This window comes from Microcoleus sp. K1-B1 (assembly GCF_036704705.1).
GTDB lineage: Bacteria > Cyanobacteriota > Cyanobacteriia > Cyanobacteriales > Microcoleaceae > Microcoleus.
In genome coordinates this window covers 1-25,136 of record NZ_JAUBSH010000099.1, presented here as the reverse complement: position 1 = coordinate 25,136, position 25,136 = coordinate 1, and the positions used below count along the sequence as shown (strand labels likewise).

Here is a 25,136-nt window from a genome sequence, read left to right as displayed (position 1 = left end):
CAGCTTTCAGAATTCCAATCTCCTTATTATTGGGCTGCTTTTGGGCTGCAAGGTGAATGGAATTGAGTGCGCTTCTGGTGGCAGAAGGGGAAAAAGTGGGGGAGTGCTATATGAAGAAAATATTTCCTTCTTACTTCTTCCCTCTTGCTTCTTCCCTCTTCCTTCCACATCCGATATTAATCGCCGACTTCCCCGACAACCTCCGCAGCAGCCTGAGTTTCCAGCCAGAGTTTGAGCAGCAAGAGCTCTGCCCGATCGCCCAAAACAGTCGCAAACACGCCGTCAGCCCCCTCAGACGCATCAGAAATCCACGTACCGCGCAGAGTCACTTCTACAAAGTCAGCATCAGCAACACAAAGGGCGATCGCATCGTTGTCGTTTCGGCGGGCCTCAGATTCCAACAGAGACAGCGCTGGCAAATTCGCGGGCAGCAAAAATGCCGCAGTGCTCGGTTCGACGCTGATGCTTTGACCAACTCGCATAGCCAGCACAACTCGCAGCGCCACTAACTGTTCGGGAGATTGAGCCAAACGCTCGAGGTTAAAGCCCGTTTCAGTGTAAGTCAACTTCAGCATATTGACAGCCCTAAATTTGGAATTGAAAATTTGTTATTTGTTACTTGTTATTTGTTACTTGTTATTTGTTACTTGTTATTTGTTATTAGAAAAACCACTAACAAGTAACCACTAACAAGTAACTATGTCCGACGCCCCATGCCCCATGCCCTATTCCCCTATTTGATATTCGTGCCAAAACAGTTCGGCAAAAGCAACAGTGGGGTGTATGGGGGCCTTCGGCTTAGTTCGCAGAGACATTCCAGCTTCTATGGGAGTTCGATCGCCCTTACGAGAGTTGCACCGTTCGCAAGCAGTCACCACGTTGTCCCAAGTATGCGGGCCGCCCTTCGATCGAGGCATGACGTGATCCAGCGTCAAATGCCGATTGCTACCGCAGTATTGGCAAGAATGAGCATCGCGGCGCAGAACTTCCCGGCGATTGACCGGGGGCACTTTCCACAGGCGTTCCCTGTTACCAAAAGTCAAGCGGATTTGTTCGGGTACGTGGATGCTGGTGCTGGGCGATCGCACCAGCCAGCCGTTGCCAATGCTAAAATCAAGAGGTTCAGCCTTGCCTGTTACCAACAGTACGATCGCCCGTTTGATGTTGACACGGCTCATTGGTAGGTAATTCTGAGAAAACACCACCACAGATTGCCTCAATACATCAGTTACTACGGTCACGGCTTGCTCCTCCTCATCAATTTTGGATTTTGGATTTTAGATTTTAGATTGTCGATTTTGAATTTTGGTTGCTTCGTCAGCATTGGCTACATCTGATTTTTTGCCAGTTCCCCAAGCCGATCGAATTTCTCAAATATCCAATCAAATGCCCCCGCTTCTCTTACTTAGAAGCGGGGGCCAGAAAAACTGCTTTCATGCAAATTTTCATCCTGTCTTGGTACAGTTGTTTAGCTGTACCTCCCGCTTCGCGTCTCTCGATCTGGCTGTGCCACTTGCAGACCGTCCCGGTCTACCTCGTTGTCATTAATTTCTGCAATTTGTCCTAATCCACTATAACCGTGTTTATTTAGGCCCAAGCCCGCCCACGAGGTCGCTGCGACAGTCGAAAAACCCGTCCTAAAGGCGTGCCGTGACGACTCTGAGCGACCCGTGGGGCGATCGCACTTCAGTTGATAGGTAGAGTAGGTGGGGAGAAATTTCAAAGTCGGCAGAAGGTGGTTAAGAGGCTTTCAATCTAGCTGTAAACATACTACACTGATATTACACATATGTCCACCCGTCACGGAGAAAAAATTATGCATACCCTACCTAGAACCTCAACCACCGAAATGGAAGTCACCAGCATTCGACTCGAAAGAGAGCTCAAAGAGAGACTTAAAGAACTCGCGGGCAATCAAGGCTATCAAGCTTTGATTCGAGATTTGCTCTGGAATTACGTGCAGCAGAAGTCTGGAGAGTATCGGCAGATGTTTTCTCGATCGGATATTCGAGCCAGCATTAATGCCACAGCACAGCAAGAGGAACGCTGCGCGCTTACAGGAGAGTTGATTCGACCGGGCGGGCCGATGTTATTAGGCCTGACAATGCACGGCGAAATGGTGCCGCTGAGTATAGGGAGTATGGCTGGATAAACCAGTTTATCGAAAATTTGTGAGAGCGATCGGCCTGGGGTGAAGGCCCCAGGCGCTGAAGAGCATACTATTTTAGATTTTAGATTTTAGATTTTAGATTTGGGAATGACTTATAAGATAAGGGTTGGGAGCTTAGCTAGAGTTGCATTGTTTTTGGGAACTGGTATAACCATACTTTAAACAGTTTTTGATTACCAACCGTAAAATCAGGGTTTCAAGGATCTGCGGCAATCGAACTACCAACTGACATCTTGCACCCTTTTCAATAAGCTTTTTATGGGCGGGCAGGATGCCCATCCCACAAGAAATTGCACTTGTTGTGGAACAGGCCGGAAAGCCTGTTCTTGAGAATGATCCAAGATGTGAGCTACCAAGGAAAAATCGAGGGTTCCAGACTACGAACTAAAAACAGTCCGGACTATTGGTATAAAATTCCGCAGTCTTTAAACAATATATATTTAACGAACCACCAAGACGCCAAGAGCACGAAGAAAGATGGAGAAGAAGATAGCTAATGCCAGCGGTTCCGGATTCTGCTAACGCAGATGCGGATGCTCCAAAACGCGCGTGTTAATGTTAAACTTTCCATCGGGCGTGCCGAACAGACGATCGTACATTTGATGAAAAAAATTAACGTAATGCTGAAAAACCGTTACTTGACTGCTGCGAGTTCGATCGCCATTCTCACAATTATTGCCGGATGCGCCGCTACTGAATCACCTCAACTTGCATATCCCTCTCCTGTAGCTGAATCCTCCCCGCCACCAGTTAAACCAAGTCAGCCTCAGCAGCCCTTAATAGTCTCTGCTACCAATCCCGAAACCCCCACAAATACCAAAATCCAGCAATATCTCAACGAGTTGGCAGCCCAAGGTTTTGCCAAAGAAAACCAAGGTGTCTGGATGCAATCTGGCAATACTTTGCTAGCCAATCATCAAGGTACTGTTCCTCTGTCGGCTGCTTCTATTACCAAAGTAGCAACATCTCTGGTAGCACTGCAACAATTCGGGCCGGAACATCAATTTATTACCTTAATTGGTACAACTGGAAAAATTGAAAACGGCGTATTAAAAGGATCTTTAATTGTTCAGGGAAGCGCCGATCCGTTGTTTGTCTGGGAAGAGGCGATCGCCCTTGGTAACGCCTTAAATCAAAAAGGCATCAAGCGAGTCAGTGGCAATTTGATAATTGTCGATAAGTTTTACATGAACTTTGAACTTGATCCCCTCAAATCGGGAGAATTGCTCAAACAAGGATTGAACAGTCAAATCTGGCCCAGCGAAGCCGCCGCCCAGTATCAAACCCTGCCTCCCAATACGCCAAAACCCCAAATAGCAATTGAGGGTACTGTACAAGTTTTGCCAGCATCTCCCAATGACGTGCAACCTTTAGTAAAACATTATTCTTTACCCCTTGCTGAACTTATCAAAAAAATGAATCAGTACAGCAACAATCTCATGGCAGATATGCTAGCTGATACTGTCGGTGGCGCCAAAACAGTCGCGCAAAAAGCAGCAGCAGCAACCGGAGTTCCTCCCGCAGAAATTCAACTCGTCAACGGTTCGGGATTGAGCGAAGAAAATCTCATTTCTCCCCGGGCTGCTTGTGCGTTATTTCTAGCTTTAGAACGCTATCTTGAACCTTACAGCATGACAGTTGCTGATGTCTTAACTGTAGTTGGGAAAGATCAAGGAATACTGGCAGAACGCGCGCTTCCCCAATTAGCAGTGGTCAAATCTGGGACGTTGGATAATGTTAGCGCTTTGGGCGGAGCCCTGCCAACTGAAAAACAAGAAACAGTGTGGTTTGTGATTATGAATGGAGGGGCAAATGTCGAGACATTTCGCACTCAGCAAGAGGTTTTGCTAAAAAGCTTTTTGAATGAGTGGGGAAGTGTTCAAGTTTCGCCGCCGGAATTAACGCCAAATCCTGCTAGAAAGAGTAAGGTATCTCGCAGCGAAATTGTCAATTGATATCAATTCCGGTTGCACCGGAATTATTGTTGACTGTTGACTGTTGACTGTTGACTGTTGACTGTTGACTGTTGACGGGCGGGTCGAAAAACTGAATGGTTGAGTGTTAACTGTTTACTCGATTTTATTATTCCGATGCAACCGGAAACGATAGGATTTGAGGGTTACGCATGGGGGCCCAGAAACCGGGTTTTTTTACAAAAAGACGGGTTGCAACCCGCAAAGAAGGCCAAAAACCCGGTTTCTTTAGTTTGTAGGGTGTGTCAGCACAGAAATTTTGAATTTGCAGCTAAAATAATTCAAGCTGATGCACCCTACGAGTACAAACCAATTTAATCAGGTGTTTTCGCCCTAGCGACTACAATTCCGATCGCACTTTCGACTCTCCTAATATATCTCTGCAAGTCGTAAGCAACTGTCACCTCCCCAGCAGGCGAAGCGTGAATTAAACCCATATTGCCGTCAGCATTGCGGTAGACTAAACCCGTGTGGGTGACATCCAATCCTTTAATCTCCGTGGCTACTGCTATAATATCCCCCGGTTTTAACTGAGAATAAACACTTTTTATCCGATTTGTGGGGATGTAATTAACAGTAGTTTTGGCTAAGTCTGCTTCTTGGCTGACAATGCACTGATAAGTTGCTTCGTCTTTGACCATTTGCGGGTAACTGCTGCGGTGCTGGCTCATGAAATTTAGTGTTTTATTCATGGGTACTCCGCCTAATTCAGCGGTAATATTTTCCACTGTTTGCCGTTTTTGATTGGCGTTAATCCATTCGGAAAAATAATGCAATCTGCTGCAATAACCGTTAATTTTACCGTTTAAATACCGCTGTTGTTCTATGCGATCGACAAAATTTTGATAGTCGTAATCTTGTACTGCTACGCCCCTGGCGATCGCCAAAACGGTTTCTACAAATAAAACGCAATCAAATTTATTCAAAGTTACGAGCAACTTTTCTTCGCCAGATTTGTCCAGCAACCCAGCGGCGTAGGGCTTTCCTAGAAAGTTATCGGCGATCGCCTGGACGATTTCTCCGATCGAGCGATCGTGCAAATTTTGTTGTTTTGCATACTGTACAACCTTTTCAAAACGTGCTATGTCTTCAGGCTGTGCAACGGTTTCTCTCTCGGTATTATTTGAGTCCGATCGTCTCGCCAGCACTTTCAGCAATTCGGAATAGGAAAATTCCGCTAAATTGTTGAAGTCCCACAACATACTCGGAAAACTGGAAACAGTTTGCTTGTTTGTTATTTCCCGATTTTGGCTTTCTCCCGTCAAGGAAAACGCTAGATCCGCGCCCTGTCCTGCTGTTTGTCGATCGACAACATATCCCGTAGCAGATTGAGACTGAAATGCCCAAACATCAGGTATCAAAGAATTATTCACGCCGACGATCGCAAATCCCAAAACAGCCAGACTCCAAAAATTTCTCATGTTTTTCAAAGGATTTTGCTTCAACTCAGTGCTATCCTGAAAATTTTACAATTACTAGAAGTCTCAATCAGCCTAGTAGACCGATAAAATTGGCAACAGCGGACTAGATCGATACACTTGTCATTTAGATGCCGCCCTATTATAAACTGATCGTGCGAGTTTGATAGCACAAAACTGTAATGCAAGTAGAACGCCGACGCCGCCCACGCCCAATTCCCGCCCGACGCCCAATCGAGCCCCTAGGCCCAATCCGGCCACGACGCCAAAGCAGCCAGCCTCCTGTCCAATCCCGTCGTCGAGTCAGGACGAAATTTTCTGGCTTAAAATACCGTAACATCCTGTGCTTAATTGCCGGGGCGATCGCGATCGGTTGGATTGTCACAATACCGTTCAGAATTCGCCGTGCCCCAGAACCGCCAGTCATCTTGCCTCAACAGGCCGTCTCGCCTCAAGAAACACTCTCGCCTCCGACAATTGAACCATCGGAAAATTTAGCCGATCGTCAAAGCGAGCCTACCTTTAGCTACAACATCAAAACACCTCCAAATCCAGTTTACTCTCAAGAATTGCAAGGGATTGTTGATGAAGCTGTGAAGATTGCAACCAGCAAAGGACTGCCTGCTGAACGGCTATCAATTACCTTATTTGATGTCAGCAATTCCCAAAGTCACACCTTTGCCGGATATCAAAATCAAACTCTTCGATTTCCCGCTAGCGTTGCCAAGTTATTTTGGATGGCAGCGTTTTACTCAGCCCTAGAAAAAGGCATCATTACGCAAAGAGAATCTGCCTTTAAAAACGACCTAGAGCAAATGATTCGCGTCTCCAACAACGATGCTGCCAGCAGGCTTTTAGACAAAATCACAGATACAAAATCCGGCGGACGGCTGGGAGGAGAAGAGTTGCAAACATGGCTGAAAAAGCGCACTCAAATTAACACATTTTTCCAGTCGGCCGGCTACAATGATCTTCGTATAAGCACCAAAAATTATCCCATATACTATTTAAGACAAGAAGGGCCCATCGGTCGCGACTTGCAATTGCGGGGCGATGCTTCTCAGCCGATTCGCAATCAAGTAACTACCGACCAAGCCGCCAGATTAATATATGAAATCTATACTAGACAAGCCGTTTCCAGCGTCGCCAGCCGCAAAATGGCTTACTTGCTGACTAGAGACTTAGACCCCAAGGCATGGAAAAATGACCCTAGCAATTCGATAAAAGGATTTCTCGGCGAATCTTTACCAACTAATATTTATTTTGGTTCCAAAGTAGGCTATACTTCCAAATCCCGCAGCGAAGCGGCATTTGTTAGAACTTTAGACGATCGCGCGATTTATATCTTAGTTGTTTTCGCAGACGATCCGGCTTATGCCAAGGACGAAACAGCATTTCCGGCAATTTCCCGATACGTTTTCGATCGGCTAAACGATCGTGGCCCCAGCACTTTGCAGTGATATGGAGTAGTGCCTGTTGACTGTTGACTGTTGACTGTTGACTGTTGACTGTTAGTTGAAAAACTGAAGGATGGTTGATATCAAATCCGGTAGCATCGGAATTATTCGTCTCTCTGTTCTCTTCCTCTGTTTTCTCGGCGTCAACAGCGGTTTAATCCTTCCAATGCAACCGGATGTGATATTACTTGTTTCCATTGGTTGCCTACAACCAAAGCTCTATCATTCCGGTGCAACCGGAATTGATATAACTTATATCTTGCACCATTCTCAATTAGTCTTTTAGGAACAGGCTTTCCGGCCTGTTCCACAAGAAAATCTACTCTTTGTTTGTGGAACGGCCCGGAGATCCCGTTCTTGAGAATGGTGCAAGATGTGAGTAGTAATGAAGTCGTTTGTCTCTCGTCTGCTAAGCGCTAACTCTAAACGATGAGTTCAACAATTTATTGACCGGACACAATTTAACTGGGGCGAAAGGATTCGAACCTCTGAATGGCGGGACCAAAACCCGCTGCCTTACCACTTGGCGACGCCCCAACGTCTTAACCTTCACTATCTTAGCATTCAAACACAGCAATCTGTCAAGCATTTTGACAAGAAAATTTAAAAAATGTTTTTGGAACCGATCGCCCGCAGGTTTATTCTTTGAGATCAGGGGGGCGAGCTACCGGGATTTCAATCCTGAAATCCGCTCCCTGTCCAGGTTCCGAGATACACTTCAAACTTCCTCCGTGTTTTTCCACCACTATCTGGTAGCTGATAGACAAGCCGAGCCCCGTACCCTTGCCTACAGGTTTAGTGGTAAAGAAAGGGTCAAACAAGTGGCATTTAGCTTTTTCGGGCAATCCGGGCCCGCTGTCTTGAATCCGAATCACCACAACTTGACCCCTCGACTTTCCTGACTCATCAGCCTCCGAGTCTGGGCCCACCACCGCCGTCGAGATTTTGATCGTCTTAGGTGGAGGCTGATTTTCCAAAGAGTCGATCGCATTCGCCAAAATATTCATAAATACTTGGTTGAGCTGTCCGGGATAGCACTCTACCTTCGGCAAGTCGCCGTAGTCTTTAATTACCTCAATTCCCGGCACTAGCCCGTTTGACTTCAAGCGGCTCTGCAAAATCAGCAGCGTGCTGTCAATCCCTTCGTGAATGTCCACCGGCTTCATCTCGGCTTCGTCGTGCCGCGCGAAGTTCCGCAGAGACAGGACAATTTGGCGGATGCGTTCAGTTCCCATTTCTATTGAAGACAGAATTTTCAGCAAATCCGGCACTATGAACTCAACATCGATTTCTTCGTTTTTGTCGAGAATTTCGGGGCAAGGCTCCGGGTAATGCTTTTGATACAAGTGCAGCAAATCCAGCAGATTTTTCATGTACTGCTTGCAATAAGTCAAGTTGCCGTAAATAAAATTAACCGGATTGTTAATTTCGTGGGCGACGCCGGCGACCATTTGACCAAGAGAGGACATTTTTTCGTTTTGGATGAGCTGAGCTTCTTTCTGCTGCAACTGCTGCAAAGTTTCCGTCAGTTGGCGGGCTTGAGTTTGGGCGGCTAAGGCTGCCGCCCGGGTTTGGGCGTAGAGTTCGGCTTGGTCGATCGCGATCGCCAGTTGATCCACCACCGCTTGCAGCAATTCCACTTCGCTCGTGGCCCAGGAACGGTGGCTGCTGTAATGGTTACAAACTACAGCACCCATTTGACCGGAGCGAGTCTTGACTGGCAGCAGCAGGTTAGAAACAATCCCGATACTGCTCAAAAAAGCTCGCGTGGGCGGTTCGATGCACAGTGCTGTTGCAGTGTCGCCGATCCGGAGCGTTTGGCGGTGGCCAATTTTCTCGGCCAGCAGGGTTACTTGTTCGATCGGGTATTCTGTGAGCCGCTCTTTCAGTTCGGGATTTGCCGCCTCGTGGGTGATTGCAAAGCTGGGCTGACCGTCTCGCGAGATGGCATACCACAAAAAGTAGCACTGGTCAACCTGCAACAAGCTGCGAATTTCGTTGACAGCCGTATCTAAAATTTTGTCGAGGTCGAGGGAATTCCGCATCTGGCTGGCGAGGCCGAAGAGCAGGCCTTCCCGGCGGCTCAACAATTCTTCTCGGGCTGTAACGCGATCGATCGCCACAGCGATGGCGTTAGCCATGCAACCCAGAACTTCTAGGGCTCCCTCGCTTGTCAAAGCGCTACAGCCCAGAGCCATCACTCCCACCAACCGCTCCTCCACAATCAGCGGATAGGCAATGGTGCACAGAGACTGGTTCGACAGTATGCACACAGGAGCCGTTTGGAGGTTTCCCGCTTCTGTTCGCACCCAATCTTCTATTTCCCGTGCCCACTCTTGGCTGCTAAGTCCTGAATTGGCCTGCAATTCTAACCGCTCTGTCTGCTGGTTGAAAGTCCAGATGCTCGCCCCTGTGGCGTCGAGGTACTCTACCATTGCCTCGGTGCAGCGGTTGAGGATGAACGATATTTTCCCGCCTTGTCCGAGGGCTGCACCGACTTTAGCTTGCAGGGTTCCCAAGCGAGCTCGCTCTTGTAGGGACGCTGCCGTTACTTGGCGATCGGATGTGTCGCCGGAGCCGGCAACGATTTCTCGGATTTGTTGGGTATCGTCCGCGCGCCCGATGCCCGCTGAAGCTTCCCAGACATATTGAGATTTGCCTGTTTCCCCCAGCGTCGGGAGCTTTTTTGTTCCGTATATTGTCCTGCTGCTCTGTGGCGTATGTAGCGCACGCAAGCTCGATCGGTTCGAGCCAGAAACTAACTCCGAGATTTGCTGGCTGTCGGAGCTGATATCTTCTACCTCTGGCAACTGTTTCTGGACTTTGACTAATTGCCAGCGCAGCTCCACCAAACTCGCAACTTGCCGACTCAAAGCTTGCAGACCTTCTATGGTTTCTTTTGTCAAGTCTCTCGGTACTGAGTCCATGACCGATAGCACTCCCAGCATCTGCCCCTCTGAGGTCATGACTGGGATGCCGACGTAAAATTTCACGAAGGGGTAGAAAACCGTTAGGGGATGCTCGCCAAATCTCACATCTGTGGAAGCGTCTCGGACAATGGCTGCAGGCAGTTCTTTAAAGGAATTTATAGGGAGTTCGATCGCAAATTCGGGAGCAACTGGCGGTTGTTGCAGGGAAATTGCCCGGTCAAATTCCGAGTTTGAGTTTGAGCCAACGGCGAACTCTTCGGGAATTTGATCCAGGGCGCGAGCGCAAAAATTCAGGTAACGGTGGGCCAAAGTTCGATCGATACCTAACTGCGACTTCAACCAGTGGCGATTACCGTCAATCAAGCTCAAGAAAGCAATAGGAGTTCGGCTAATATGAGCTGCCAAACCAACCAAACTGTCCAAGCAAGCCTCTGGATCAGAGCCAAGAAGCTGATACAAATCAATGTTATGGAGCTTGAACACTTTTTTACCAAGAGGCAAGGGTGCTTTCATCATGTGTAACTGCCCGTCTAGTTGCTGGCAACCGCCCTTCTCAATACTTTTGAGAAAAACAAGCTATGAATTATGTGATGGGAGACTGTGGGCGCAACTTCGGCGCAGGCTGCTTGCGCCAAATTCAGACTAACCTCTTGACTGATCGGGAAACTTTTGAGTTATCGGAGTTAGAGCACCCCAGATCTAAGACTATATAAATTATACTTCCAGTTGACTATGCTTTTGAATACCTCCGGCTCTCTTAATCTAAGAGCCTCTGTTGGGAGGAAGCACCTTTGCAAAATATATGACGATTGCTTACCTAGAATTTTTTTATCAGTTTAATTGTATTTTAACAGACTTGCCTAATCGTGGGTAGCTGGCTTGCTGGTAGATTTAAATCAGGGGTTTGTGCCACAATACCAGTGTCCTTTACCGAGCTGTGCCTTAGCCGGGAGTTCAACTACAGTTAGGAGATAAATTACAAAAGATTGGTAAAATGTTAAAATTTGTAACAAGACTTGTTCAAACTCGACCTTTTAGGGTTTCTGGGCCCGGATGCACATTTTGCAACTGTTGTAATTGCCGATCGACCACTCTCCCAATCCCTTTTTTCGGGTTTGAGGTAAAAAAAACCGGGCTAAAGTTTCAACTAACGCTCCAACGGGGTTGACAATTATTGCACAGAGACAACTCTCAAAAAATGACGGCGGGAATTATGTTTGGTATTTTCAAGAACTATAAATAAACAGGGAGAAGAATATGTCTGCAAGTAGCAGTCAAGTACCAACTATTTTGGCAGTTGATGATAGCGTCGTGATGCAAGGACTTGTTAAACAGGCCTTAAGCAAAGAGTTTCGAGTTCTCGTAACCGACAATGCAGTGGATGCTTTGTCAACGATTTATCACGAACAAATTTCGGTTTTGTTGCTCGATGTTTCGATGCCTGGTATTGACGGATTGGAACTCTGCCGCACGGTGCGGAGCTTGCCTCAGTTTCAGAATTTGCCGATCGTAATGCTGACAGCGCGAGATGGAGCCTTTGATAAGGTACAGGGGCGTTTGGCGGGAGCAACAGAGTATTTAACTAAGCCTTTTGATGCTGATAAGTTGCGCGAGGTAATTGGTAAGTTTATCAAAATCAAATAATCGGACTTAGAAAAAAAATCAGTTTTGAGTAATTAATGAAGTAATTTGAGTAATGAATGAACTAAAAAGTTGGGCTCGCGCTCTCTGATCCTCGACTTCTTTAACAAGTCCGCGGGCGGGGCATTCTGCACTATTTGCGAGGTAAGTCCTAAATTTTTAATTTGGCCAGGAGTAGGGGAGCGATCGCACTGACAGGTAGAACATATTGGGCGGCACCGAGGGCGATCGCCTCCTTGGGCATTCCGAAGACAATGCAGCTAGCTTCGTCTTGGGCGATTGTCAACCCCCCTTGTCTGGCGATAGCCAACATTCCGTCAGCACCATCTCTACCCATCCCTGTCAGCAAAACCCCCGCTGCTGCCCGACTATAAAAATTAGCTACCGACTTAAATGTCACCGTTACAGAAGGGCAGTGTCCCGCAGCATGAGCAGCTTCTGAATAAACAAATCTCCCTTGAGAGTCCAATTCTAAATGACGTTTTTCTGGCGGAAAATAAACAGTCCCTGCTTGTGGCAATTCCCCAAAAGAAGCTATCTTAACAGGCAGTTTCGATTCATTACCCAGCCAATCAACTAATCCTTGCAAAAAACCTTCACTGATGTGCTGGACACAAATTATAGGCACGGGAAAACTAGCCGGGAGTTTAGAAATAATCGCGTACAGTGCTTGCGGCCCGCCTGTCGAAGCCCCTATAGCCAAGACTTTAATAGTTGGAGATTTAACATTTTCATGGGAGAATTTGTAATTAGGAACGGGTGCTTGGTTGATTTTCACAATCGGATTATTATATTCTGTTGGCATCTTTTTTTGATGCCGTGTAAATACTTTAACTCCTGAGAGGATTTTAACTTTAGCTATTAATTGATTGGCGAGGCGAGCGTAATCAGATACCAACCCGCCAATCGGTTTAGGAAAAACATCCAATGCACCAGCCTTTAACAGTTGAAATACATTCTGAGTATCATTCGCTTGCACTGAAGCACTAATTACTAAAATTGGTAGCGGATATTTCTTCATTACTTCTTCCGTAAATTCTAACCCGTTCATTGGTACCATGTTCAAATCCGTACAGATTACTTGGGGCTGAAGTTTGGGGATTAATTCTAGTCCTTCTAATCCGTTGCAAGCGGTTCCTACAACTTGGATGTCTGGCGAGGACTCAAAAATTCGTTTGAGGACGAGCGTAACTACGGGAGAATCTTCAACTAACAATAGTTTAATGGGCGATAACATCAGTTTGCTGGGAAATGGGGAATGGGGAATGGGGAATACGGCACTTGTGCTGCCCTCCGACTTACTTTCCTTCGGCGAAGCTTAGCGGGCAAACCGCGCAGGGCGAGTGGCTAAGCTCAGCACGAGTCGCTCAGTAACCGCGTAGTCCAAGTATTGGGCATTGGGCATCGATGCACTGGTAATTGTGCACTGGGCACTGGATATTGGGGCTTGCTAATTGGTAGTAAATAACAAATGCCTAATAACCCAGGAGTAATGACTAATGATTAAACTAACCTTTTTAGTGTCTCTACCAACACATCTTGATTGAAAGTACCTTTGGGAATATAAGCATTCGCCCCCGCATCAGCCCCTCTTTTTTTATCTTCATCCGATGCCAAAGATGTCACTAAAATTATCGGCAACTCACTGTATTCTTTTTGCGCCCGAATCTTAATAGTCAGGGCCAAACCGTCTAAATTTGGCATTTGTATGTCAGAAATCACAGCATCAAAATCGCGAGTTTTCAATTTATGGAAAGCATCCAATCCGTCTACCGCGGTCACAACTTCGTAACCCGCACCTTCCAGGATGCGTTTTTCTTGAGTGCGCGTGGCGATCGAGTCTTCTGCTAATAGTATAACTTGTTTTCTGCTGGCAGTCTCAAGTTGCGATCGCGCACTCCCAACCCCACGGGACGAAACTTGCTGGCGTACAGATTTTATCAAATCGTGGGGATTGAGTACCATACAAACTTCCCCAGTACCGAGAATTGTGGCACCAGAAACATTTCGCACCCGTTTCAGCAATTGACTTTGAGGTTTCATCACCACATCCTGTTCGTCTATCAAAGCATCTACAAATAATCCCAATCTTTCCTCCCCAACTTTTAAAACAATACAAGGGATTTTTGAAGAAGTTGAATTTCGGAAGTAATTTTGATTTTTCTTCACCATCTCGCTCCCGGTTTCCTGTCTCAAATACCGATTTTTTTGCCACCATTTTCTATTGTTTAATTCTAGGATATCTGCCAGATGAGCAACTGACAGAGGCTGACCATTTGAAAGTATAGTTTCCTTACCTTCTATAGCAAATATCTCAGACTGAGACACCTGTTGTGCCGTGTCTACAAACTCGACTGGCAGAGCATAAGGAATGTCTTCAACTATGACAATCAATACATTTGCTGTAGCTAAAGACGTACTGATTTGCAGCCTCAAAGTGCATCCTTTTCCAGGTAAAGACTCTACTTGAATACTACCTTTTAGGGCTTCAACATTAGTGCGAACAACATCTAAACCCACCCCGCGCCCCGATACTTCGGTAACAAATTTTTTGGTTGAAAAACCCGGAGTAAAAATTAAAGATTGTACTTGAGTTTCCGTCATTTCTGCCAGTTGTTCAAGGGTACAAATATTACGTTTTACAGCAGTTTGTTTAATGCTCTCTAGATTTAGTCCCCGGCCATCATCAGCAACTTCAATAATAATATTGCTAGCCATATTATAGCCTTTTATTCGGAGAGTAGCCACGGGAGGTTTACCTAGCTTTTTCCGATCCTCAACAGTTTCAATCCCGTGGTCGATCGCATTTCTAATCATGTGCATTAAAGGGTCTTTCATTTCCTCTAAAATGCGTTTGTCTGCTGTAGTTTCGCCTCCTTCAATCACTAAGGCCACTTCTTTACCTTCCCGTTTTGCTAAGTCTCGAACAGTTCGAGGAAATAAATTAAAAATAGTAGACAAAGGCAGCAATCTCAGAGTGCGAATTCCTGATTCTAGTGCCTCAGCGATTAATTCGAGTCGGGCAGTATCTTCATAAACTCGATTTCTCAAGCGGTTGACTAAAGTTCCGAGACGTTCTAAACGTTCTTCTGTACGTTGATAGTAATCCTGCAATTGGCTAAATTTACCGTTGGCTTTAATACCGTTTTCATCTATTTGCATCCGATCAACATTCAAGCTCGTGACAAAATATTCTCGGCTCCACTCTTCCCACAAAGTTGTAATTTGTTCTATCTCTGCAACTCGGTGTCCTAGCCGAGTTTTTGTGACAGTAAGTTCCCCTGCTTGAGTCATTAAATCATCTAAATTTTGAGTAGCAACGCGAATGGTTTCAATGCGGTAAGATGAGGTTGAGGATGCAGTAACTGCCGACTGCGAAGCCGACTCAGTGGCGGGCCCAGAAGGTGCAGGCAAGTTTTGAGATTGCAGTAGAACTTCTGGCTTTGATTGTAGGGGTAAAAAAGAGGAATTTTTCTCTAAGTTAAGGACTTCAGAAGTTTCAACATTTGTTTCTACTTCTTGGGTAGCAGGCTCAGTCAATTGCAGTTCTACCAACGGTTGTTCTGGTACTTGTGAAGATGAGGAATCTACTATTGAGGCTGCTGCCTGTGGCTGTGGCTCACTAGAAGCACCCATCATGCTAGCGAGGATGTAAAAAGTATTAACGCCGGAATCTTCGCCGGTAACGGCTTCGTTAACGAGTTTTCGCATGGCGTCTAAACCTTGCGAAAGTCGATCGCTAATTTCGGAATTCAGTTGAGTTTCTCCCCGCTTGACAGCTCCCAAAATATGCTCCATTTGATGAGCTAAAGATGCTACATTTTTTACGCCTAGCATCCCAGCATCACCTTTAAGAGAATGGGTTTCCCGCAACAATTGTTCTAACTTAGCTAAGTCGCTCGGATGTTGTTCTAAGTACAGCAATCCGTCGTCTAGTTTCTGTAAGTGTTCTTGACTAGCGACTTTAAATACATCTCGAAGTTCTTGATCTTCAATCATCATATATGTTGTTGAGTAATAGGTAATTGAGCAGGGATCGTGGGTAATTGGTAATGATAATTATGTTGAATACTCAGTCGATTGCTAATGACTAATGACTAATGACTAATGACTAATGACTACACTACTTCTTTAAGATTAAATGCAGCTTCTATGAGTTGTTGAGTACCGATTTTAACTTGAGTAATGCCGCTGACTGTTTGAGAGGCTGATTCCTTCATAGAACTCATGGCATCACCTACTTGCTGAATCGCGATCGCCTGTTGTTTAACATTAAATGAAATTTGCTGGTTGCTAGCAAAAACCAGATTGCAAGCTTCCCTCACACCCGTAAAAGCTTCAGCCGTATCTTGTGCTGTTTTCACCCCTTCTGCAACCGTTTTGCGACTATCTTCAGTTGCTTTCACCGTTGAGTCGATCGCGCCCTTAATTTCTGGAACAATACCATTAATCTTTTGTGCTGCTTGTTGGCTTTCATCTGCTAACTTACGAATTTCGCTTGCTACCACCGCAAAACCTTTACCGTACTCACCGGCTCTGACTGCTTCAACAGCGGCGTTGAGAGCCAGCATATTAGTTTGGCTGGCTAAATCGCTAACCAAACTTGCGAGAGTCGATATATTGCCAATCTGACTCGTGCTGTCGTCTAGTCGATGATTTTGCTTAGAAATTGCCACCACAGCTTCTCTAAGATTCAGCATTTGATTGAGAGTTTGATCTACCTTTTTAGTACCTTCTTCGGCTAGATTTAAAGCTTGGCGAGCGGCAATGGCAACAGACTCAGCTTGCTCCGCTGTTTGCTGAGAAGATCGGCCCAAATTTTCTAGAGTTATAGTTGTTTGATTGACCGAAACAAATTGCCTATCTGCTATTTGTTCTTGCCTATTCATATTAGATTCTATTTGCATTGAGAATGACGAAATTTGGTAAATCAGCCCCCGAATGAGAGCCACAATCTGTTGCAGGAAAAACCAGCCAAATCCCAGCACCACAGCCAGCGAAACAATAGCAATCAGCGCGGCTATTTTTTGAAGCGAATCGATCGAATAAAATAGCAATTTTTTGGGTGAACTATCCACTATCACTAAAAATTTATTGGTATTTTGTTTGCTGGGAAAAACTGTATTATAGCTAATCACTAGATCCCTATTATCAATATTTCCCTGACCACCTGAGAGTATTTTAGCAACAAGGTCTCCTGAATAATCATTTTTGACATTTTCCTGAGTTTTAAGTTCAAATCCCCATGCTTTTTTAGGATTGGGATGAGCCAGATAATACCCATCTTGATTTAAGATAAAAGATTGGTCTGATAGTTCAGGATTGAAATTTTTAACCATATCGAGGAGAGTGCTACCCAGAGCATTAGCAATGAGAAAGCCTTGTCTTTCTCCTTTGGGATCAAAAATTGGAGTTGCGTAGCGAATTGTTGGCTTGTAAGGAATTTCTATTTTCCCCCTTTCCTGATTCAGATTTAATGAAGACACATAGACTTCTCCTGGTTTTAGCTTCATTGTTTCCGAAAAGTAATCTGTGTCTGCTTTATTTTGTAGTTGAGAGTCTGGAATCACTTGGATGTTTGTGCCGTCAGAATCTACGCGCACTATCTCCTTTCCGCTATTATCTATGTAACGCAATTGCATATAATATGGCTTAGCTTCCATCATGGATAAAAATGTGAGTTGCATTCGATAAACCCAATCTTTATAAGTTGAATTAGTTTGTTTGTCTACTCCATTTCCTGCCCTTGCTCTAATCATTCCCTGAACAGGGGGAGTTTTGCGGAGAAACAAAATATCTGCTCTCAGATTGTCAAACTTGTTAATCATTTGATTAGCGGTAGAATCAACACTGTCACTAAGGGTTATTAATGCTAACTTTTGCAGTGCTTCTGTTGAAGAATAAATTCCATACCAACCAACAATAGATACTGGAATCAAGGTACTTAAAATTAGAAGTAGCAACAGTCGGTGCTGCATTTTTTGGAAAAATTTGTTAATCATTGGTTACTGGGAATCGGTTACTGGTAACTTGTACGCTCGCATAGTCTAAGTATAGGGAATTGGAAAATTGTATGCTCGCGTAGCCTGGAGCATCTCATATTTGTAAAAACACTTCTTCTGGCTTCTTCCTTCTGGCTGCTGGCTGCTGGCTGCTGGCTGCTGGCTCCAATTTCTAGCTTGGCTGCTTTCATTGAGATGCTCCCGCGTAGCCGAAGTATAGGGAATTGGGATTTGGTAGTAAAGAAAAAATAACAACTCCCAAATAATAACTCACAACTCACAACTAACTACACTGCAGATTTGAGATTAGGTTCTGATTTGCCCAGAAACAAGTTATTACTCCCGTTAATATCGCTGGAATTGGAGGGAACTCGATCGCCAAAGTAATTGCTTTAATTCTTAAGGATATATTGGGAGCATCTCATATTTGTAAAAACACTTCTTCTGGCTTCTTCCTTCTTCCTTCTTCCTCTTTCCTTCTGCCTCCTGCCTCCTGCCTCAAAACTCCAATTTGTAGCTTGGCTGCTTTCATTGAGATGCTCCCGATATATTGGGCATTTTTGGGGAACTACTCATAATTAATCGATTTCCTACAAAACTGCTTTCAAATCTAAGGCTGCTTCATTCAATTTTTGAGTACCGACTTTAGTTTGACTGATACCGCAAGCGGTTTGGGCTGCGGCTTGATTGAGAGAGTTCATAGCTTGCACTACCTGTTCGATCGCGATCGATTGCTGTTTGGCATTCAGGGAAATTTGCTGAGAACTCAAAACCACATTGTTAATGGCATTGGCAACTCCTGCAAATGCCGCGGCGGTTTCTGAGGCAATATTCACGCCCGATTCCACTGTTTTAGTTCCTTCGTCTGTCACCATTACTGTTGAGTTAATCGCCTTTTGAATATCAGCAACTAATAGATTAATTTGTGATCCTGACTTTTTACTGCGATCGGCAAGTTTGCGAATTTCTGACGCCACCACGCCAAACCCCTTGCCGTGTTCTCCCGCCCGCACTGCTTCAACAGCAGCGTTGAGTGCTAACATATTAGTTTGATTAGCCAAATCGCTAACTACAGTTGAGATATTACCAATGTGATCTGTTTGTTCGCTCAACTCTATAATTTGTCCTTGGATATCCTGAACTTTAGTTTTCAGAGTTGCCATTGCTTCTAAAGTTTGTTCTACAGCTTTTGTGCCACCTCCAGCTAAATTCAAAGCTTGCATTGCTTGAACCACCGCTGTCTCTATCTGCTGTGATGTGGCCCTGGAAGAGGCTCCCAATTCGTCCATTGTAGTAGTAGTTTGATTTACGGAAGCTGCTTGCTGACTTGCCATGCGTTCCTGTTCTTCCACGGTGGCTGCAATCTCAGTGGAAGAAGCGGCGATCGAGCTAATTGCGCGATCGATAGTTTGGGCAATTCCTGAAGAAATCAGCCAAGCTATAACCGCACCTAACACCAATAAAAACACGGAACCAAATACCAATGCCGAGATCAAGAAAACTAAAGATTGCTTCGTTTTTTCTGTAGCTTGCTTAATCGCTTTTACTTCTATTTCGCGAAATTGCTTATTTATTTCCACAAATTCATCCACAAATTGGGTCTGTTTTCCGCTGTTAAAGAGAGCTAAGGCTGCGGTTCTATTATTTTTTTGTAATAAAGCAACTATTTCGCTAGAACCGTCATAATATTCGTTGCAGAGTTCTAGCATTTTCTCTAAGCGCATTCTCTGTTCCGGATTTGCCATCTTCAACTCCGCAGTATTCCCCGACTCACGAACTAATTCTCCACCTGTCTTAAAATCATTTAAAAACTGCGGATTTTTATTAATTAAATACCCGCGCATCCCCCGTACCATTTGTTCAGCACCTGCCGACATATCATTTGTGTGTCTGATTACATTTTCGATCCTTTCTACTTCGGCAAAATTATTCAACACCTGATTAGTAGTTGTATAAACTAGCACGGGAAAACCCAAGTATATAGTTGCGGGCGCTACATAAGCCAGCAGCATTCTATTTCTAATATTTAATTTTATTAACTTAGAAAACATATTTTTCTCCTTAATTTAAGCACGTGTATACACGAATTAGGTTGCTTAGTCAAATCTCGCTTGAAAAGCTGATTTGGTATAAGTTAATACGGTTTGGTTAAAACTATTTATTCCTCAGAGTCCCCCTCGCATCCCCCGCATCGTTGCGAGAACTTTGAGTAAGTTCTTGCTTCTCCCCCCATTGAGAAGGGGGGCGTCAGGGAGATCGAGCTTAACTTAACCGTATTGTGGTATAACTTCTTTAGTCCTGGACGCATTTCAAGATAATTCTCTCATGCTACGTCTTGCTCGTTACCAGTTCTGATCTCTGCGTTGGATCGGGATTGGGAAGGAAATGAAGTATCAAGCCAGATGCTTCACTGGACTCATGGCACATAGGCTTTGCGTAAGTCCTGTTCTTGATTCAAACCTCTTCATCAACAACTACTCCTCCTTTTGTCAGCAGTTTTTGCAAGTTCAGAATAGCCATCATTTTTTCCCCGTAAATAGCTGTCCCCCGTAGATATTCGCGGTTGGCAGAGTGCAGTGCTGCCGGAACAGCCGCAATTTCCGACACATTTAAGTATATAATATCTAATATTTCGTCAACAACTATACCAGCGACCAAATCCGCCACTTCAACAACGATCGCCTTAGAGAGATAATTTGCAGTCTCCGACATATTTAAAGACATATTTAAAACACTGCGAATATCAATTAGCGTCACAATTTCTCCCCGTAAATTTATATTTCCCACTATGCGATCGGGAGTGCAAGGAACTGGAGTTACTTGGCTAATATCCGTAAATTCGCGGACTAGATCTAAATGAATACCAAAGTATTCGCCATTCAAAACAAGCACCGCCAGGGACATATTAATTGCAGCATCATTTTCCCCCTCGCCGCGCCGCCTCAAATGATTAGCGCGCGATTGAAAAATTGCTTTTTCTTCCGGTGTAGCCTGCGGGCAAAAAACGTGACGATTGCTCAAATTTTTAGGATTTTTACCTAACAATTTTGAACTTATTTGCCCGGGTAAATTTTCCGTCTCTGCCTCACCTGCTGCTGCTTCACTACCTGCATTGTTTGCAGAAACAGGCCAGCTTTCCTCTGACTTTTCGGGAGAATATCGAATTAAGTGATCGAGATTCAGCAGCATGATAATATCGGCTTCGCTGCGGGCAAGTCCAGCTACAAAATAATGAGAGGCTTCTGAATTCTCTCGTCCGTAAGATAGCTGCAGAGTGATGGCCTCTTCTGAGAGTTCCTTAACTTCGCGAACTTGATTGACAATTATACCGACTTTCGATTCTTGCCACTCTATGACGATCGTACTATCTGTCACAGAATACTCTTGCCAAACGTATCCAAAACGAAGATTCAGATCCATTACGGGCAGAATTTCGCCCCGAAGGTCGATCGCCCCAACAATATCTTGAGGTGCTTCTGCAATTGCTGTCAACTCCGGCAGAAAGAAAATTTCCCGAACGTAGCAGGCTTCTATACCGCAGAGAAAACCGTTCTGTTCAAAGATAAGATACGGTTTAGTTTCCATATTTTAGTGTACAGTTGCTTTACTGTATAATTTTAACAATTTTTTTTTAACATTCATCAGCACTTGACTAGCTGTCATTTTCCCCTGTGAATCTATGGGAGTGTGGGGCGGTAGTGCTTTCAGGATTTCACAAGATGAATTGTACATTTTAAGTGCTCTTTTTACTTGACCTTCTTTATTGTATATATTCCCTAGTTCTATATAAGCTGAGACAAAAGATGGGCACATATAAATAGTCCTCTTTAATAGTTTTTTTGCTATTTCCAATTGCCCCTGTTCTTCAGCAATTTGAGCTTGTAAATAATCAGTATATACTGATCCAGGCTCTACTTTTCTAGCTCGATTACAGTATTCTATTGCCTGAGAATAATTGCCGGCATTTGCCTGAACTTGAGCGATTAAAAAATAAGCATCAAAATTATGCCCCTGCAAGTCTATTGCCTCTTGTGCCTTATTGATAGCCTCAGCATAATCTTTATTTTTAAAATATTTTTTAGCCTCTAAAATTAGCATTTGAGGCGTTTTATTTTGAGTATTTTCTGCTAGTATTTTTTCTGTAACTGACACGGCAGTGCTCGGCAAGCCGTCCTCCAGATAGCTAGAGGGCAGCATATTCCCCAGCGGATTACTTATTTTTAATACCGGAGGCATCTCTATCTCTGGAAAATTGCTGTTAGTAGTAAAACGAGGTGGCATAGTTTCCCCTGTTAGCAACTCACCACTATCATCGCCCATACTATCTGCTTTCGGGAATTCCCGAAATGCCGAGTTGGCTTCTTCTAGCGTCGCAACCCTAGACTCTATTTGACAGCCTTCCTCCGCTACAGCATCCCGACGCTGATACACCACCGACTCCGGGAAAATCTTGGGTTCAAACTCGTTCATAATTTGACCGTAAACTTCAGCGTGACCGGTCATTAAATATCCTCCTGGTCTCAGGGTATTGGAAAATTTTTTCAGTACCAGTGAAATATACTTATGTTCAAAATACACAAAAACGTTTCTACACAAAATTAAGTCTATGTTATAAAGATTTTGGTAAATATTAGGAAAGTCATCTGTAATTAAATTTACACAACTAAAGTTGACACTTTCGCGCAATTCTAGATTAATTTCCCAATCATTTTGCCTCTGATGAAAATACTGCTTTTGTATCTGCGGTTCAACCAAGCGAAATGACCACTGACTGTAAACTCCCTGGGGCGCTTTTTTGATTACTTTTTCATTGATGTCTGTACCTAAAATTAATATTTTCCATTGCTCCCAATCGGGAATCAATTCTTTTAAAACAATAGCTAAAGAATAAGGTTCTTCACCGGTGGAGCAGCCCGCACTCCAGATTCGCAATGTCGGCTGCATTCCCAAGGTCTTGTGCAAGTTTCTTTTCTGCTCTATCAATTCAGGAAAAATTACTCTTTTTAACAGAGCAAACTGTCCTTTATCTCGCATAAAATAACTTTCAGTTGTTGTTAATAGCAATACTAACTTCGCCCATTCATTTTTACTTTCAAAAGTTTTGGCGGTTAAAAGTTTATAATATTTTTCTGGTTCTGTAATTTTTTTTTCTCTCATCCGAATCATGATTTTATGAGACAAACCCGGTCGATCTTGGGACCGAATTCGCACACCCATCTCCGTAGTAATTAAGTTGATAAATAGCTGAATTATGGAATCATTCATGTCAACTTAGGTAGATTAATTTAATAATTTGGGAAGTGGCAACTTTTACTGAGCTGGTGCTGAGTTTGTGCTGAGCATAGCTGCTAGCCTGCGGCTCGTCGGTTCGCAAAGCCGCAGGGAGCCGAAGGGAAGTGCGTAGCTGAACTATTGGGAATTGGGGAACTTGTAAGCTCGTGTAGTAGAAGTATTGGGAATTGGGAATTGGGGAATTTGCAATTAGAAATTGGGAATTTAGCCGATCGCCTGAACAAGAACAGTGTCACAGCACATCATATCAGAAACTTGTCAGCTACTTAAAGGAAAAAGGCAAAAGGTAAAAGACAGAAGCCAGGAAAAAATTATCCCTTCTGCCTTCCACCTTCTGCCTTCAAAGGCACTAATCTCCCACTTTAAGCTGGATATATCCGCAGGCGGCGATTAGGTTCTTCCCCAAAACTGTGGGATTTCAGGTGATAGTGTTCCACAAGTTCGTGCTGCATTTTGCGGACGTTGGGAGAACGGGGCAGGAGTTCCACAGGCTGTCCCTTCGGAATGACAATTTGCTCGACTGCTAAGCGCGTTTCTTCCAGAGCTTCGAGCTCGTCAGAAGAACCGCTGCGGGCGAATAAGGCGAGGTCTGCCACTTCCGGGGTACCTGGGTCATCCATGTCCAACAGGCGCCGCAAAGCTCTGGCTACGTGGGGAATAGTGGCGGCCTTAATTGTGTGCACGGGAACTTGGCGAGTTTTGGCCAAGTGCCTCAATTTCGACTGGTTCCGAACGTTCGATCGCAAAGCCACAACCACGTCAGCACTCTCAATATCCTTCGTCAGCAGCACCGGCAGGTTCAGCGTCGAAATCACCTGTTCGAGCTGGTGGCGAGGTATGCCGTAAGGATAAACGTGGAGGGGCAAATCTTCGCCGTTAGGGCCGACATTATGGGAATAGCGTCCGGCCTTGGGTACCGGTTCGACGGACAGGGATTCTTCGAGCAGTTGCTCGAAATACCGAGTCTCAGAAACCGGCGCGCTTTTAGCAGCGAAGTTCTCGCCTTGAGCGGGCATCGGCACCATTTTGCCAGCACTCCGCCACCCAGAGATCGGTGTGACGGGCCGGATTGCCGATACAGCAGCCGGGCCGCTGGAAGCTGCCATCCCCGGAAAGCGGGCGGGGGGAGCTGCTGACTCGCGCTCGATAATTATTTCTCCACTCTCGCTGACGCTTCTGATTTGCTGGCTCGGTTCGCGTCCCCGCAGCAGAGTGTCGATCGAATCTGCAACTCGCTCGTGGATTACCCAGCGCTGGCGTTCCAGCATTTCGATGGCAATTTCAAAAGTTGGCGGTGCTTTGCGCTCCAAAACCGTCTTTTGAGAACCGCGCCGTCTTGCTTCGTCATCTCCCAGCGTCACCGCTTGGATGCCCCCAATTAAATCTGCCAGAGTCGGGTTTTTCATCAAGTTTTCGATCCGGTTCCCGTGGGCGGTACCGACCAACTGCACGCCCCTTTCGGCGATCGTCCGAGCTGCCAAAGCTTCGAGTTCCGTGCCGATTTCGTCAATCACGATCACTTGCGGCATATGGTTTTCCACTGCTTCGATCATGACTTGGTGCTGGAGTTCGGGACGGGAAACTTGCATTCTGCGAGCTCTACCGATCGCTGGGTGGGGAATATCTCCATCTCCGGCAATTTCGTTGGAGGTGTCGATGATTACCACCCGTTTTTCCAAGTCATCGGCGAGCACGCGGGCAATTTCCCGCAGGGCCGTGGTTTTGCCGACTCCGGGGCGGCCGAGCATCAAAATTGACTGACCGGTTTCCACCAAATCGCGGATAATGCCGATCGTCCCGAACACAGCGCGGCCCACCCTCAAAGTCAAGCCGATAATCTCGCCGCTGCGGTTGCGAAGGGCGCTAATTCGGTGCAGGGTTTGCTCGATACCGGCTCGGTTGTCGCCGCCGAAGTGGCCGACTCGCTCGATGCAATAGTTGAGGTCTGCCTTGGAAATCGGAGTTTGGGAAAGATGTTCGGCCAAGGATGGAAAACGAGCTTCTGGTCGGCGGCCCAAATCCATGACAATCTCAATGAGATTGTTGCGCTGCGGGTGCTGCTCTAAGGGCTGCCGGATCTCATCTGGCACGATGTCTAATAATCTGTTGAGGTCGTCTGTAATCTGCATTCGCCTCGATGTGTTCGGTGACTTTTTCAACTTTTTAGTCAGTTGTCAGTTGTTATTTGTTATTTGTTATTTGTTATTTGTTATTTGTTATTTGTTATTTGTTATTTGTTATTTGTTATTTGTT

General features: G+C 45.2%; 16 protein-coding genes and 1 tRNA gene. 4 read left to right on the top strand and 13 right to left on the bottom strand.

Features of this window, described 5'->3' with window-relative positions:
• Nucleotides 1–176 precede the first annotated feature (176 nt).
• Entirely contained in the window at nt 177–575 is a 399-nt protein-coding gene (locus QUA83_RS25300) for an alr0857 family protein (RefSeq protein ID WP_333296669.1), read from the bottom strand.
• A gap of 150 nt (nt 576–725) precedes the next feature.
• Nucleotides 726–1,241 (bottom strand): HNH endonuclease, encoded by a 516-nt coding sequence (locus QUA83_RS25295; protein WP_190660760.1) that lies wholly within the window; start codon nt 1,239–1,241, stop codon nt 726–728.
• Nucleotides 1,242–1,816: 575 nt separating this feature from the next.
• Between QUA83_RS25295 and QUA83_RS25290 the strand changes: the two genes are divergently transcribed.
• Together QUA83_RS25290 and QUA83_RS25285 are read left to right on the top strand one after the other, a co-directional pair.
• On the top strand, nt 1,817–2,152 hold the full coding sequence (locus QUA83_RS25290; protein ID WP_039886507.1) for a ribbon-helix-helix domain-containing protein: 336 nt from the start codon (nt 1,817–1,819) through the stop codon (nt 2,150–2,152).
• A gap of 551 nt (nt 2,153–2,703) precedes the next feature.
• Nucleotides 2,704–4,125: a D-alanyl-D-alanine carboxypeptidase gene (locus QUA83_RS25285; RefSeq protein ID WP_445301812.1), complete on the top strand. Its 1,422-nt coding sequence runs from the start codon at nt 2,704–2,706 to the stop codon at nt 4,123–4,125.
• 332 nt (nt 4,126–4,457) lie between these two features.
• Here QUA83_RS25285 and QUA83_RS25280 read toward each other — a convergent pair whose 3' ends face one another.
• Nucleotides 4,458–5,564 (bottom strand): N-acetylmuramoyl-L-alanine amidase-like domain-containing protein, encoded by a 1,107-nt coding sequence (locus QUA83_RS25280; RefSeq protein ID WP_333296667.1) that lies wholly within the window; start codon nt 5,562–5,564, stop codon nt 4,458–4,460.
• A 179-nt stretch (nt 5,565–5,743) separates the two neighbouring features.
• Here QUA83_RS25280 and QUA83_RS25275 point away from each other — a divergent pair, with 179 nt between their 5' ends.
• Complete coding sequence (locus QUA83_RS25275) at nt 5,744–7,021, top strand: serine hydrolase (RefSeq protein ID WP_333296666.1); 1,278 nt, start codon at nt 5,744–5,746, stop codon at nt 7,019–7,021.
• A gap of 462 nt (nt 7,022–7,483) precedes the next feature.
• Here the strand turns inward: QUA83_RS25275 and QUA83_RS25270 are convergent.
• Both QUA83_RS25270 and QUA83_RS25265 read right to left on the bottom strand, forming a co-directional pair.
• Nucleotides 7,484–7,555, bottom strand: a tRNA-Gln gene (locus QUA83_RS25270).
• Nucleotides 7,556–7,656: 101 nt separating this feature from the next.
• Nucleotides 7,657–10,464, bottom strand: a complete 2,808-nt coding sequence (locus tag QUA83_RS25265) for a GAF domain-containing protein (protein WP_333296664.1) — start codon at nt 10,462–10,464, stop codon at nt 7,657–7,659.
• A 741-nt stretch (nt 10,465–11,205) separates the two neighbouring features.
• Here QUA83_RS25265 and QUA83_RS25260 point away from each other — a divergent pair.
• Nucleotides 11,206–11,592, top strand: a complete 387-nt coding sequence (locus QUA83_RS25260; protein WP_015175702.1) for a response regulator — start codon at nt 11,206–11,208, stop codon at nt 11,590–11,592.
• Between the two features lie 148 nt (nt 11,593–11,740).
• Here QUA83_RS25260 and cheB read toward each other — a convergent pair whose 3' ends face one another.
• From cheB to QUA83_RS25220, 8 genes are all read right to left on the bottom strand, one after another.
• On the bottom strand, nt 11,741–12,826 hold the full coding sequence (gene cheB, locus QUA83_RS25255; protein ID WP_333296663.1) for a chemotaxis-specific protein-glutamate methyltransferase CheB: 1,086 nt from the start codon (nt 12,824–12,826) through the stop codon (nt 11,741–11,743).
• A gap of 266 nt (nt 12,827–13,092) precedes the next feature.
• Nucleotides 13,093–15,588 (bottom strand): hybrid sensor histidine kinase/response regulator, encoded by a 2,496-nt coding sequence (locus QUA83_RS25250; protein WP_333296670.1) that lies wholly within the window; start codon nt 15,586–15,588, stop codon nt 13,093–13,095.
• Between the two features lie 119 nt (nt 15,589–15,707).
• Entirely contained in the window at nt 15,708–17,591 is a 1,884-nt protein-coding gene (locus tag QUA83_RS25245; RefSeq protein ID WP_333296662.1) for a methyl-accepting chemotaxis protein, read from the bottom strand.
• A gap of 45 nt (nt 17,592–17,636) precedes the next feature.
• Complete coding sequence (locus QUA83_RS25240; protein ID WP_333296661.1) at nt 17,637–17,846, bottom strand: hypothetical protein; 210 nt, start codon at nt 17,844–17,846, stop codon at nt 17,637–17,639.
• 335 nt (nt 17,847–18,181) lie between these two features.
• Nucleotides 18,182–19,642 (bottom strand): methyl-accepting chemotaxis protein, encoded by a 1,461-nt coding sequence (locus tag QUA83_RS25235; RefSeq protein WP_333296659.1) that lies wholly within the window; start codon nt 19,640–19,642, stop codon nt 18,182–18,184.
• 403 nt (nt 19,643–20,045) lie between these two features.
• Complete coding sequence (locus QUA83_RS25230) at nt 20,046–21,176, bottom strand: chemotaxis protein CheW (protein ID WP_333296658.1); 1,131 nt, start codon at nt 21,174–21,176, stop codon at nt 20,046–20,048.
• Between the two features lie 3 nt (nt 21,177–21,179).
• Nucleotides 21,180–22,856, bottom strand: a complete 1,677-nt coding sequence (locus QUA83_RS25225) for a CheR family methyltransferase (RefSeq protein ID WP_333296656.1) — start codon at nt 22,854–22,856, stop codon at nt 21,180–21,182.
• Nucleotides 22,857–23,245: 389 nt separating this feature from the next.
• Nucleotides 23,246–25,012: a R3H domain-containing nucleic acid-binding protein gene (locus QUA83_RS25220; protein WP_333296655.1), complete on the bottom strand. Its 1,767-nt coding sequence runs from the start codon at nt 25,010–25,012 to the stop codon at nt 23,246–23,248.
• Nucleotides 25,013–25,136: the final 124 nt, after the last annotated feature.